Origin of the sequence: Gemmatimonas sp. (assembly GCF_027531815.1) — a bacterium.
In the GTDB taxonomy this organism is placed as follows: domain Bacteria; phylum Gemmatimonadota; class Gemmatimonadetes; order Gemmatimonadales; family Gemmatimonadaceae; genus Gemmatimonas.
In genome coordinates this window covers 151,222-164,806 of sequence record NZ_JAPZSK010000006.1, presented here as the reverse complement: position 1 = coordinate 164,806, position 13,585 = coordinate 151,222, and the positions used below count along the sequence as shown (strand labels likewise).

Annotated in this window: 9 protein-coding genes and 1 pseudogene; all 10 read left to right on the top strand. The window is 68.9% G+C overall.

All coding sequences use genetic code 11. From position 1 onward, the window contains the following. The first annotated feature begins 23 nt into the window (after positions 1 to 23). The 10 genes and pseudogenes from O9271_RS08280 to ftsA all read left to right on the top strand — a co-directional run bounded on the left by O9271_RS08280 (position 24) and on the right by ftsA (position 13,554). Entirely contained in the window at positions 24 to 2,129 is a 2,106-nt protein-coding gene (locus tag O9271_RS08280) for a penicillin-binding transpeptidase domain-containing protein (RefSeq protein WP_298268205.1), read from the top strand. Beyond that, positions 2,126 to 3,667 (top strand): UDP-N-acetylmuramoyl-L-alanyl-D-glutamate--2,6-diaminopimelate ligase, encoded by a 1,542-nt coding sequence (locus O9271_RS08275; RefSeq protein WP_298268203.1) that lies wholly within the window; start codon positions 2,126 to 2,128, stop codon positions 3,665 to 3,667. The genes O9271_RS08280 and O9271_RS08275 overlap by 4 nt, the downstream gene beginning before the upstream one ends. Further along, the gene (gene murF / locus O9271_RS08270) at positions 3,664 to 5,073 is read left to right on the top strand and encodes a UDP-N-acetylmuramoyl-tripeptide--D-alanyl-D-alanine ligase (protein WP_298268201.1); all 1,410 of its coding nucleotides are present in this window, start codon (positions 3,664 to 3,666) and stop codon (positions 5,071 to 5,073) included. Before O9271_RS08275 ends, murF begins: the two co-directional genes overlap by 4 nt. A gap of 9 nt (positions 5,074 to 5,082) precedes the next feature. After that, positions 5,083 to 6,225 carry a phospho-N-acetylmuramoyl-pentapeptide-transferase gene (mraY, locus tag O9271_RS08265; RefSeq protein ID WP_298268199.1) on the top strand — a complete coding sequence of 381 codons (1,143 nt, stop codon included), beginning with the start codon at positions 5,083 to 5,085 and terminating at the stop codon, positions 6,223 to 6,225. 10 nt (positions 6,226 to 6,235) lie between these two features. After that, entirely contained in the window at positions 6,236 to 7,663 is a 1,428-nt protein-coding gene (murD, locus tag O9271_RS08260; RefSeq protein WP_298268197.1) for a UDP-N-acetylmuramoyl-L-alanine--D-glutamate ligase, read from the top strand. Continuing rightward, positions 7,660 to 8,895: an FtsW/RodA/SpoVE family cell cycle protein gene (locus O9271_RS08255; RefSeq protein ID WP_298268195.1), complete on the top strand. Its 1,236-nt coding sequence runs from the start codon at positions 7,660 to 7,662 to the stop codon at positions 8,893 to 8,895. The genes murD and O9271_RS08255 overlap by 4 nt, the downstream gene beginning before the upstream one ends. Before the next feature lie 25 nt (positions 8,896 to 8,920). Beyond that, positions 8,921 to 10,024 (top strand): glycosyltransferase, encoded by a 1,104-nt coding sequence (locus O9271_RS08250; protein WP_298268193.1) that lies wholly within the window; start codon positions 8,921 to 8,923, stop codon positions 10,022 to 10,024. A 64-nt stretch (positions 10,025 to 10,088) separates the two neighbouring features. Further along, positions 10,089 to 11,537 carry a UDP-N-acetylmuramate--L-alanine ligase gene (gene murC / locus O9271_RS08245; protein WP_298268190.1) on the top strand — a complete coding sequence of 483 codons (1,449 nt, stop codon included), beginning with the start codon at positions 10,089 to 10,091 and terminating at the stop codon, positions 11,535 to 11,537. Positions 11,538 to 11,539: 2 nt separating this feature from the next. Then, positions 11,540 to 11,926: pseudogene (locus O9271_RS18450) on the top strand (FtsQ-type POTRA domain-containing protein); the annotation flags it as partial. A 374-nt stretch (positions 11,927 to 12,300) separates the two neighbouring features. Next, positions 12,301 to 13,554, top strand: coding sequence for a cell division protein FtsA (ftsA, locus tag O9271_RS08235; protein WP_298268185.1), 1,254 nt, complete (start codon positions 12,301 to 12,303; stop codon positions 13,552 to 13,554). Positions 13,555 to 13,585 lie beyond the last annotated feature (31 nt).

Sequence of the window (13,585 nt, the reverse complement as noted above, 5' to 3'; positions counted from 1 at the left end):
CTCCCGGTTCGCGGGCGCCACTGATGGGGGCGTCCACCGATGGTGAGGCGCAGGACCCGGCCATCAGCCGCGCCCGCGCCTCGGTGGTGCATGTCAGCCTGGTCCTGTTTGCGGCGGCGGTGGTCGCGAAGTCGGCGCAGCTGCAGATCGTGGCGCACGACCGCTGGCGGAAGGAGGCGGAAACCCAGCACGTCGTGGATGTGAAGGTCCTGCCACCGCGTGGCGCCATTCTCGATGCCACCGGGACCGTGTTGGTCGAGACGCGCGAGGAGGTGCAGATCATCGTCGAACCACACAAGCTGGGGCTCACCCGGCGCAAGGGTGTCGATGGCACGGTGCGAACGGTCGACTCCCGTGTTGCCCTCCGCAAGGCATTCAAGGAGCTGCGGGTCCCCGACAAGTGGGTGAAGCGCGCCTTCAACCGCCGGGAGTACAAGTGGGTGGAGCTGCCCATGCGCTTCGCGCCGTCCGACGTGGCGCGGCTCAAGGGGCTCAACGGCATCCGGCTGCGCCCGCGGCTGGAACGGGTGAACTCCACGCCCGAGGGGCTGCGCGGCATCGTCGGGCTCGCCACGGCGAGCGGCGGGGCGATCAGCGGCATCGAGCGTGAACTCGATCATCTGCTGCGGGGGGAGGCCGGGCGAGATCCGCTCGTGAAGGATGGGCGGGGCGGATTACTCGGTTCTCCCATGCTCACGCCCGTCGCGGCACGGCCGGGGAACAACGTCGTGCTCACCATCAATCAGCAACTGCAGGAAATCGCCGAGGAGGCGCTGGCCAACGCTCGGCAGCGCACACGCGCCACCGGCGGTGATGTGCTCATCCTCGACCCGCGTGACGGGGCGGTGCTGGCCATTGCCGGCGCCCGCAACGGAAGGGCCACCACCGGGAACGGCCTCACCGAGGCGTTCGAACCGGGCTCGGTCATGAAGCCGTTCATCATCGCCCGGCTCCTCGATCTCAAGCGCCTCACCCCTGACCAGCAGTTCAACACCTTTAACGGACGCTGGAAGTACGGCACCCTCAAGACCTACCAAGACACCCACGAAGCGGCGCAGATGTCTGTGCGCGACATCGTGCGTTTCTCGAGCAACATCGGGACGGTGCAGGCCTCGCTCAAGCTCAGCGACGCGGAAGAGTACGAGGCACTGCGCGATTTCGGCTTCGGGGTCCCGACCGGGGTGTCCTACCCGTCGGAATCACGCGGCAACCTGCGCCTGCCGCCGTACTCCGACCTGGATCATGCCCAGATGTCGATCGGGTACGCAATGAACGCCACGCCGCTGCAGATCGCGGCCGCCTATGCCGCCATCGCGAACGGTGGCGAGCTGTTGCAGCCGTCGCTCGTGCGCGAAGTGCGTGACACCGAAGGCACGGTGCTCTACCGGCACACGCGTACCGTCGTGCGGCGCGTGCTTTCCCAGGAGGTGTCGGCGCTGATGCGCGACATGCTCAAGAGCGTGGTGGACAGCGGCACCTCCACCGCCGCCGACTTGCAGACCTTCGATGTGGGGGGCAAGTCCGGTACGGCCCGACGCGTGCGCGACAATGGCCGGGGCTACGACGTCGGCAAGTACAACTCGAGCTTCGCCGGGATGTTCCCCGTCGACAACCCGCAGTACGTCATCGTGGCCCGGCTGATCGATCCGCAGGGTACCTACTACGGCGGGCTGGTGTCGGGCACCATGGTGAGCGACCTGCTGCAGTCGGCCATCTCGACGCGCAACGCCTCGCTCGATCGCGCCGAACTCGCCCGCATCGCCCGACCCATGGCGGCCCCAGCGCCCAAGCTGCTCACCCCGGCGCAGCAGGTGGCGGCACAGCGTGATTCCGCCCGGTTCGATTCGCTGCGCGCCCCGGAGCCGCCCAAGGCGGAGCCCGTGCCCATGCCCTCGCGTATCGTCGTCGAGTTGCCGTTCGCAGCGCCGCGCGAATCGCGGCGCCAGGCGGCACCGGCCATGCGCCCCGTGCCATCGGTCTACGGCCTCACGGCACGACAGGCGGCGCGCACCCTGTATGCCGCCGGCTTCCAGGTGAACCTCGTGGACGGCACGAACGTGCGCACCCGTCCCGCCGCCGGTGTGGTGGTGCGCACTGGCTCCACCGTGCAACTGGAATCGCCCCGATGAATGCTCCCCGTCCGCCTGCCGTACCGGTGGCGCTCCTGGTCGACACGCTGCGGGAGGCCGGGCTGCTGGTCGGCACGTCGCCGCAGCTCCCCGAGCGGCTGCACGACCTGGTCGACGACAGTCGGCGGGTAACGCCCGGTGCTGCCTTTGTGGCCGTTCGCGGGGCGGCGCAGGACGGGCACGCATGGTTGGCCGCCGCGCAGGCGGCGGGAGCCACCCTGGCGCTCGCGGAAGATGCGCAGGCGGCAGCCGCCGCGTCTCTCCCGGCCCTCATCGTGCGCGATGGGCGCCGCGCCGCGGCACTCGCGGCGGCCGCCTTCCATGGGTTTCCGGCACGAGCCCTCACGCTCGTGGGCGTGACCGGAACGAATGGCAAGACCACCACGGTGGGCCTGCTGCGGCATCTGCTCGATGACCCGCACCGGCCGGCTGCCTCCATCGGCACGTTGGGCGTACTCCTGGGTTCACGCGGCGAGAGCATGCCGGGCGGACAGGGGCTCACCACCCCCGGCCCCGTCGAGCTGCAGCGGGTGCTGCGCGTGCTGGTCGACCGTGGCGTCCGCGCGGTGGCCATGGAGACGTCCTCGCATGCGCTCGATCAGCGTCGGGTCGACGGCCTCGCCTTCGCCGCCGCCGTCTTCACCAACCTCACGCGCGATCACCTCGATTATCACGGCACGATGGAGGCCTACCGCGCCGCCAAGCTGCGTCTGGTGGGGCTGCTGTCGGCCGAAGGCGTGGCGGCGTTCAACATCGACGATCCGTCGTGGCGGGGGATTACCAGCGCCCCGCATGCCGTCACCTTCAGCGTGCACGATCCCAGCGCTGATGTCAGTGCGCGCGATATCCGGTACCTCGCTGGCGGCAGCCGCTTCCTGCTAGTGACCCCCACGGGCGCGCATCCGGTATCGCTGCCCCTCATCGGGGACTTCAACATTGCCAACGCACTCGGGGCAGCTGCCGCGGCGCTGGCGGTAGGCGTACTGGTTGCCCAGGTAGCCGAGCGGCTGTCGTCGGCGCCGCAGGTGCCCGGACGACTCGAGCTGCTGCGCACGGTGCCCACCGTGCTGCGCGATTACGCGCACACGCCCGATGCCCTGGATCGCGCCCTGCGTGCGGTGCGTCCGTTTACGCGGGAGAGCGTCGACCGCGCGAGCCGGCTCATCGTGGTGTTCGGCTGCGGTGGGGATCGCGATCGCGGCAAGCGCCCCGAGATGGGGCGTATCGCCGAGGAGCTGGCGGATGTGGCCGTGGTCACCAGTGACAATCCGCGCACGGAAGACCCCGAACGCATTCTCGATGACATCGAGGCCGGCATGTCGCGCGGCACCCAGGCGCGCATCACCGACCGTCGTGAGGCCATTGCGCACGCGCTGCGCATTGCGGGTCCGCACGATGTGATCGTGCTGGCTGGCAAGGGGCACGAGACGTACCAGATTCGCGGCACCACCACGTATCCTTTCGATGAGAGCGTCATCGTGAACGAGCTCGCGCGTGACCTGCAGCTCCCCGAGCCCGCCACCGGGAGTTCCACGTGAGCCCCTTCACCACGGCCGGCACTGCCTTCGATGCCGTGCCGGCGCTGGCCCCCGATCGCGCCCACCCCTACTGGACGTTCGAACGCGTGGCGCAGGCGCTTGGCACCGGTCCCGCCATGCCGAATGCGCTGGCCGGCATCTCCACCGATACCCGACAGATCGCGCGCGGTGACCTGTTCGTGGCGCTGCGTGGCGAACGGTTCGACGCGCACGATTTTCTTGCTGCGGCGAAGGCCGCCGGCGCAGCCGCGTTCGTGGTGAGTGACGCCTCTCGGGCAGTGGGCCTCGGCATACCCACGTATGTGGTTCCCGATACGCTCGTGGCGCTTGGCCAGCTGGCGAGCACGTGGCGCAAGGCGTGGGGGCGCACGGTCATTGCCGTGGCCGGCTCCAACGGTAAGACGAGCACCAAGGAGCTGCTCAAGGCAGCGCTCGGACGCACGCTGCACGTGTACGCCACACCCGGCAACCTCAACAACTTCGTGGGGGTGCCACTTACGCTGCTCGGCATTCCCAGCGAGGCGGAGGTGGCGGTGGTGGAGGTGGGCACCAACGCGCCGGGCGAGGTGACTGCGCTGCGCGCGATCGCTGGCCCCGACGTGGCCGTGCTCACGAGCATCGGCGAGGAGCATCTCGAGGGGCTTGGCGATCTCGCGGGCGTGCTGCGCGAGGAATGCGACATCTTCCATGGCGTGACCCTCGCCGTGGTGCCGAGCGCGCACCCGGAGGTGCTGCCGCTGGCGCAGGCGCGGGCGCAGGCGGTGATCGCGGCGGGACTCACGGGCAGTGGGCAGCTGCCGGAGGGCTGGGGGCTGGATGCCGAGGGACGCCCGTGGCTCGAGGTGGACGGGACGCGCTTCGCGCTCACGGTGCGCGGTGCGCATCAGGCTGCCAATGCCATGCTGGCCATCGTGACCGCGCGTGCCTGCGGAGTGCCACTGGCTGATGCTGCCGCCGGACTGGCCGAGATGCCGGTGCCGGGGATGCGGGGCACGTGGGAGCCTCTGGGCAACGCCATCCTGCTCAACGACGCCTACAACGCCAACCCGGCGTCAATGCGCGCCGCCATCACGCTGCTCGGCGATGTGGGGCAGGGACGGCAGCGCGTGATGATTCTGGGCAGCATGCGCGAGCTCGGCGCCAGCGCCGAGCACCAGCATCGCGCAGTGGCCCGATTTGCGCTCGACTCCCCGGCCGAACTGGTGGTGGGGGTGGGCGAGTTTGCCGACGCCCTCGCTGCGCTGGCGCCCGGCGATCCGCGCGTGGTCACCAGTACCGGCCTCGATACCCTCTGGGCGCAGCTCGAGCCGCGACTCGATCGGCGCGCCGTCATCCTGCTCAAGGCGTCGCGCGGCATGCGACTCGAACAGCTCGTTCCGGCCATCACGGCCTGGGCCACCGCGTAACCATCCAGCGTGCTCTACTTCCTGCTGCAACCGCTCGCACGCGACATCAGCGTGCTGAACCTGCTCAACTACATCACCGTCCGCGCCGGCGCCGCCTTCGTCACGGCGCTGCTGGTGTGTTTCCTTTTCGGGCCGGCCATCATTCGCCGCTTGCGCGACATGGCGGTGCATCAGGTGGTGCGCGCGGGCACTCCCGACACGCACGCCGGCAAGGGCACCACACCCACGATGGGGGGCTTCATCATCCTCGTCGCGACGTTTCTGCCGGTGCTGCTGTGGGCGCGGCTCGACAATCGGTATGTGGTGCTCGCCGTGGCCGTCACGGCCTGGATGGGGGGCATCGGTTTTCTCGACGACTACCTCAAGCTCAAGCAGAAGCGCGAAGGGCTCAAGAACGAAGGGCTGGTGGAGCGATACAAGCTCGCGGGGCAGGTGATCTGTGGTTTGGGGCTCGGCGCATATTTGCTGCTCGATCCCATCTCCACACTGCCCGGGGCGAGCACCACGCTACCGTTCTTCAAGTACGTCCTGATCGTACCGGCGGTGAGCTGGGCGGCGTGGCTGTACATCCCGTGGGTCACCTTCATTCTCACCGGCGTGAGCAACGCCGTGAATCTCACCGACGGTCTCGATGGACTGTCGTCCGGTCTGGTGGCTATCGCCGTCCTCACGCTCGGCCTCTTCGCCTACGTGCTTGGCCGCGTGGATACCAGCGGGTATCTGCAGGTGTTCTACCTGAGCGGCGCCGGTGAGCTCACGGTGTTCTGCGCGGCGGTCGTGGGCGCGTGCATCGGCTTCCTGTGGTACAATGCGCACCCGGCCCAGGTGTTCATGGGTGACACCGGCTCGCTGGCTTTGGGCGGCGCCGTGGGCGCGATCGCCATTCTGCTCAAGAGCGAGTTCCTGCTGCTCTTCGTGGGCGCGGTGTTCGTCGCCGAAACGGTGTCGGTGATTCTGCAACGGACCATGTTCAAGTATCGCCGCAAGAAGTACGGTCTTGAGTACGCGCAGAAGCATCGCGTGTTTCTTCGCGCCCCCTTGCACCATCATTTCGAGATGAAGGGATGGCCGGAAACACAGGTGGTGATCCGCTTCTGGATCATCGGCATCCTGTGCGCCATCCTCGCGCTCAGCACCCTGAAGCTGCGCTGACGGAGACGCCATGTCGAACACTCCCCAGGAAGTCGCCTCGATCGTGGCTCGGCGGCTCGCTGAACGCACCGGCGAATTCGCCATCATTGGTCTTGGCCGCAGCGGGGTTGCGGCGGCGCGTCTGCTGCGCAAGGCAGGCGTGTCGGTGTATGCGTCCGATGCGGGGAGCACCCCGGCGCTGCGCGAGGCGGCGGCGCTGCTCGAACGCGAAGGGGCCAGCGTGGACGTGGGCCAGCACAATCTCGAACGGCTGGCTCATGCTGCCGTGCTCGTGGTCAGCCCCGGCGTACCGCCAACGGCGCCGCCGCTGCGCACCGCACTGGCCGCCGGCATCCCGATCGTGAGCGAGGTGGAGGTGGCGCTGCGTCTCACGCCCGCGCTGCGCTACATCGCCACCACCGGCACCAATGGCAAGACGACGACCACCGCCATGGTGGGGCACCTGCTGCGCGCGCTCGGGCACGACGCCCCCGAGGTCGGCAACATCGGCACGCCGGTGTCCGAGCTGGCGCTGCGCGAGCATCCGCCAACGTGGGCCGCGCTCGAGATCTCCAGCTTCCAGCTGCACGATACGCCCGGACTCCTTCCCGACGTCGGTGTGCTCACCACGCTCAGCCCCGATCATCTCGATCGCTACGAGAGCGTGAACACGTATTATGCCGACAAGAAGCGGCTGTTCGCCAACGCCACGCTGGCATCCCGCTGGGTCACCACGGCCGACAATACCGACGTGCACCAGCTCGTGCGTGGGGTGCCGGGCCATTGGTACCACTTCTCGACGCAGCGCTGCGATGTGGATGCCTGGCTCGATCGCGAGCGCGATGAACTGCACGTCTTGGGGGCCCCCCTCCTGAAGCGCGACGAACTGGCGCTCGCAGGTGATCACAACGTCGCCAACGCCTTGGCGGCGCTGCTCGCCGTCATGGTGGCCGACGAGGCCCACCGCACACCCGCGGCGCGAGCCACGCTCGCCCGCGCGCTCCGCGAGTTCGGGGCGCTCGCACACCGGTTGGAACCCGTGGGGGAGTACGCGGGCATCCGCTGGATCAACGACTCCAAGGCCACCAACGTCGCCTCCACGCAGGTGGCCGTGGCCGGCATGACGCGGCCCACCGTGCTGCTGCTCGGTGGTCGTCACAAGGGGGAGCCCTACACCACGCTGGCACCGGAACTGCGCCGAATCGCGCGCGCCGTTGTGGCGTTCGGTGAGGCCGGGCCGCAGATCGCGGCCGACCTCGCGGGGCCGCTTGAGGGGCAGGTGCCTGTGCAGCTGCTGCCCGCCGGTACCGACTTCGAATCGGTGCTGCGCGTGGCTCGCGGGGCCGCGCAGACCGGTGATGTCATCCTCCTGTCACCCGCCTGCTCGAGCTACGACATGTTCCGAAACTTCGAGGAGCGCGGACGGGAGTTTACCAGACTGGCGCAGGTCATCGCATGACCGGCCTCGGCGCGACATTCGACCCGGCTGGCGCGGTCGGCGGGGGCGGCGTGGGTGCCGCGCGGGCCTCGGCGCTGGCGGGAACGCGCGAACGGTGGCGCATGTCGCTCGAGGGGCGCGCGCTCGTGCTCGTGACCGCCATCCTGCTCAGTGTGGGCCTGGCGGTGCTCTTCAGCGCGAGCGCCCTCGTGGCCGTCGCCAAGGATCAGCCCGGTCATTACTACGTGCTGCGGCAGGCCACCGGCGCGCTCGTGGGAATCCTCGCCTTCGCCGTGCTGGCCAAGATCGATGCCGAACGATGGCGACAGCTGGCCTGGCCGCTCATGCTGCTCAGTATCCTGCTCATGATCGCCGTGCTGTTCACCGGCAAGGTGAACGGCTCGCGGCGTCATCTGTTCGGCGGTTCGCTCCAGCCCTCCGAGTTCGCCAAGTTCGCGATTCTCGTGTGGACGCCCATGCTGCTGGTCAAGAAGGGTGAGGTCGTACGGCGCGTCGGCAAGGGGCTCATGCCCTTCGCCGTCGTGATCGGCACGCTCAGTGTGCTGGCCATCCTCGAACCCGACTACTCGGTGGCCATGATGTTCTGCCTGCTCACGGCGGTCCTGCTGTTCGTGGGGGGGGCGCGCATTGCGCATTTCGTGATGTTCGGTGCGCTTGGCCTGGCGCTCGTCTCCTTCCAGCTGTCGCAGAGCCCATATGTGAGGGAACGCATTCGCAGCTTCATGGAAGGGGAACAGGCATCGAGCGAACGCAAGAGTCCCACGGGCGATCAGCAATACCAGTCCTTTGTCGCGGTCGGTTCCGGGGGGCTGCTAGGGGTGGGCTTCGGGCAGGGCAACCAGCAGCGCGGATGGCTACCCCTTGCGCAAAGCGACTTCATCGGCTCCATCGTGGGCGAGGAGTTCGGCTTCGTTGGCTTGGCGGGCATCACAGTGCTGTTTGCCCTGTATGGATGGATCGGCTTTCGCATTGCCAGAAACGCCCGGTCACCGTTTCTCACCTTGGTGGCGGTGGGGCTCACCTTCACCACTGTGTTTACCGCGTTCATCCATCTCGGTGTCGTGATCGGCCTGCTTCCCAACACCGGCCTCACGCTGCCGTTCGTGAGCTACGGGCGCTCCAATCTCGTGCTCACGCTCGCCATGACCGGCATGCTCGTGAACATCGGCAGCGAGCGGGAGCGCGTATACGGCGTAGCGGCTACCGATCCACTGGTGGCGCCGCGTACGTGAGGGGCGTTGCCGTGAGTGCGTGCCCGTGAGCACCCGCGTGCTGTTTGCCGGCGGGGGCACGGGCGGCCATCTCTATCCCGGTCTGGCCATTGCCCGGGCCCTCGTGCGACTCGACCCCGCGGTGCACCCGCACTTCATTGGCGCCCAGCGGGGCGTCGAGCGCGAGGTGCTGCCCACGTCGGGGTTTCCGTACACGTTGCTCGATCTGCATCCGCTGTACCGGCAGCGGCCGTGGCAGAATTGGAAGACGCTTGCCGGCGGCGTGTCGGCGTGGCGTGGGCTCAGTGCGTTGGCGCGCGAACAGTGGCCGGCCGCGATCGTGGGAACGGGCGGTTACGCGGCGGGGGTGGCACTCGCCTGGGGACGCGGCCACGGCGTGCCCACCATTCTGCACGAGCCGGACAGTCATCCCGGCCTCACCACGCGCGCCTTTGCTGGCGGTGCCCGCGCCCTCTATCTCGGCTTTCCCGAGGCCGCTGCGCGACTTTCACCCGCGGCTGGCGCCACCGTCCACGCCTTTGGCTGCCCCATCGAGCCACCGCCGGTGCCACGCCTGGCGCGAGCTGAGGCACGGCGCGCGTGGGGGCTGCAGGAGGCCTCGTTCGTGGTGCTGGTGGTGGGGGGCAGCCAGGGCGCACGCGCGATCAACGACACGGTGGCGGCGTGGGTGCAGCGTGGGCTCCCGCCTGGCCTCGGACTCATTTGGGCCACCGGCCGGCAGCAGGCAGCCGCATACGCCGAGTATGAAGGGCCGCTGGTACGCGTGCGCCCGTATCTGGCGCCCATCTCGGAGGCGTATGCCGCCGCCGACATGGCGGTCTCGCGGGCCGGCGCCATGTCCATTGCGGAGCTGTGTGCGTGGGGCATACCTCCGGTACTGGTGCCACTCCCCACGGCGGCACAGGATCACCAGGCGCACAATGCGCGCGCCACGGCGGTAGCGGGCGCAGCCATTCACCTGCCGCAGTCGGAACTGTCGGCAGAGCAGCTCGATCGCGCCGTGCGCGAATTGCGCGACGACCCGGCGCGGATGCAATCCATGCAGGAAGCGGCGGCGCGGCGCGCGCGCCCCGATGCCGCCGACGCCATCGCGCGCGATCTGCTGCGACTCATTGGCCGCACCGCCTAGTCGGCGGACTGGTACCGACTCGTCTGCAGTTCGCACCGTCGGGCCAGTCCGCCATATTTCCCGCATGCCCTCCCCGTCCCCCGACTCGCCACACAGCACACCCACGCGCGCGCTGCTGCTCGATGCGGCCGATCCGCGGCCGGTCCACTTCATCGGCATCGCCGGTGCGGGCATGAGCGCCCTGGCCGAGCTGCTCGCTCGCCGCGGCGTACCGGTGCAGGGCACCGATGCCAATCCCGCAGGTGCCCCCGATCTGGCGCGCTATGGAATCACCGTGGCGCCGCATGATGTGCACATGGTTGCCGCCGCGCGCGCCATCGTGTACTCGTCGGCCATTCCGGCCATGCACCCCGAAATGCAGGCCGCCCGGGCCGCCGGACTGGCCGTGGTGCGGCGAGCCGAAGCGCTGGCTGATGCGGTCAGCGGCGGGACGCTGGTGGGGATTGCCGGGACGCACGGCAAGACGACCACGACGGTCATGACGACCGAGGCACTGGCCAGCGCCGGTCGTGATCCCACCGGGGTGGTCGGCGGACGTGTGGGACTCTGGGGAGGCAATCTTCGTCTCGGTGGCTCCACCTTCGTGGTGGAGGCCGACGAGTACGATCGCTCGTTCCTGGCGCTCCATCCGGAAGTGGCCGTCGTGCTCAATGTCGAGGCCGATCATCTCGACATCTATCGCGATCTCGACGACATCACCCGCGCCTTCGAGATGTTTCTCTCGCCCGCGCGCGCGCTGGTGCGCTGCGCCGACGATGCGGGCGCGATGGCACTGCGGGTGGCCACCAGCCGCGACGTCATCGCGTATTCGGCCACGCTGCCAGGCACCGCACCAGCACCGCAGGCGGGCGATGCGCGCCTGGTGGCGCACGACCTCGTGCTCGACGGCACCGGCGCCCGCTTTGCCGTGTCGCTCGATGGTGAAGCGCTTGGCAAGGTGCAGCTCGCCGTCCCCGGGTTGCACAACGTCCGCAACGCGCTGGCGGCCATCGGCGCCGGGTTGGCGTTGGGGGCGACGGTCGGCGACATGGCACCAGGGCTCGCCGCGTTTCGCGGGGTCGAACGCCGCTTCCAGCGCCTCGGATGCGAACGTGGCATCGACGTCGTCGACGACTATGCGCACCATCCCACGGAAGTGGAGGCCACGATTGCGGCCGCGCGCCACGCGTTTCCGGCGCGCCGCCTCGTGGTCGTCTTTCAGCCGCATCTCTATTCGCGCACACGGGATCTCCAGGCGGAGTTCGCGGCGGCACTGAGCGCCGCCGATGTCGTGCTGCTCTGCGACATCTACGGTGCGCGCGAAACCCCCGAGCCAGGGGTCACCTCGGCGCTGATTGGCGCGCGTATGACCTCGGGGGTGCTGCGCTGGAGCGGTCCGCGCCACGAGGCGGCCGCTCACGCCCACGCCCTCGCCCGTGAGGGGGATGTAGTGCTCACCATGGGGGCCGGCGACATCACCCGGACCGGCTCCGAACTGCTCGAACGCTTGCGCGCCACGGCGTCGCACCACTGACCATGGCGGCTGGCAGCCTCGACACGGGGGTGAGTGCCCCGAACCGTTCCGGTGCCGGCGAACCGCCGCGCTGGCAACGGATCGTGCGCGTCACCCTCATCGCCTGCGCCGTTGGGGCAACCCTGGCCAGCCCGTGGTGGGGGCCGCGCGCGCTTGCACGGCTCGACTTCTTCCACGTGCGTCGCGTGGTGTTCGAGGGCATGCGCTATACCCCGCGTGGCGAGGCGCTGGCGCTGCTCAAGGTGGATACCCTGCAATCGGTGTGGCAGGAACTCGCGCCGCTGGCCGAGCGGCTTGAAGCTCATCCGCTGGTGGCGCGTGCGCAGGTGGAGCGTCAGCTGCCGGGAACGATCCTCGTCCAGGTGGTGGAGCGGGAGCCGGTGGCACTGGTGCGGCGCAAGGACGGACGCCTCGACCCGGTCGACGGCGCCGGCCATCGGCTCCCCATCGATCCCACCCGGGTGCCCATGGACGTCCCGCTCTCGGCTACCGCGGACAGTGCACTCATGCACCTGCTCGACGGGCTTCGGGCCAACGAGCCGGCGCTGTATGGCCGAGTGGAGCGCGCCGAGCGGGTCCACACGCGCGGAGCGCCCGACGAATTTCAGGTCAAGCTCGGTGAGGTGACGGTGCGAACCACCCCCGAGGTGACCGTGGACCGGTTCAAGGACATATTACCGGTGGAAGCCGACCTCGCGCGCAACCGCCTGCGCGCCGTGGAGCTCGACCTGCGCTTCCGTAACCAGGTGATCGCAAGACAGCCATGACGTCCGAATCCATCGTTGCCGCCCTCGATATTGGCACCGCCCACACCACTGCCATCGTGGCGGCGGTGCACGGTGACCTGCCGCGTGCTCCGCGGCTCAAGGTGCTGGGAGTGGGGAGCACCCGCACAATGGGGCTGCGTCGCGGGGTGGTCAGCGATATCGAGGAGGCCACCCGCAGCATCCGGGCCGCCGTCGAAGAGGCGTCACGTGTGGCGGGCGTACAGCCCGACGGACTCTACGTGGGCATTGCCGGGGAGCATGTGCGCGCCATGTGCTCCACGGGTGTCGTTGCCATCAGCGGCGACGAGATCACGCGCGCCGATGTGGACCGCGTGAACGAAGTGGCGCGCGCCATGGCCATTCCGCAGGACCGCGAGCTGCTGCACGCCATTCCGCAGGAATACCGGGTGGACAAGGCCGACGGCATTCGCGATCCCGTGGGCATGATCGGTACGCGCCTCGAGACCGAGATGTATCTCGTCACCATCGGCAGCGCGCCGGCGATGAACCTCCGCAAGGCTATCGAGCGGGCCGGGTACAAGTCGCGCGAACTCGTGCTGGAACCGCTCGCGAGCGCGCTGGCCGTGCTCACCGAAGAGGAGAAGGAGCTGGGGGTCGTGCTCGTCGAGCTCGGCGCTGGCACCACCGATCTCGCCATCTTCCACGAGGGCAAGATCCGGCATCTGGGCACGATCCCCTACGGCGGCAACAATGTCACCAGCGACCTGGTGCAGGGGCTCGGCATCACGCAGCACGACGCCGAGCAGCTCAAGGAAGCGTACGGCTGCGCCTATGAACCGCTCATTGACCCCGAGCAGGTCATTGCCATGCCGCCCTCCGGTACACACGGCGAGCGGCACATCTCACGCGAACTCATGACGCACATCATCCATCAGCGGATGGATGAGATCTTCGACAAGGTCGTGCGAGAGGTGCAGCAGGCGGGCTATCAGGGCAAGCTCAACGCCGGCATCGTGCTCACGGGAGGCGGATCGTCGCTCGAGGGCATCACGGAACTCGCCGCCGATGTCTTTGGCCTGGGGGTACGGGTGGGAATGCCGGGGGCCAAGCTGGACGGCCTCGTGGAGCATGTGGCCGACCCCCGCTTTTCCACCGTGACCGGGCTGGCACTCTACGGCGCGCATCGCGCCGCGCTGGGCGGCGTCGTGTCCCGTCGGCCGTCCCTCAGCGGTGGTGGCGTGGACAAGCTGGCCACGCGTGTGAAAACGTGGCTGCAGGACTTCTTCTAACGGGGCGACGCGCCCACGCGTAGAGTGGAGG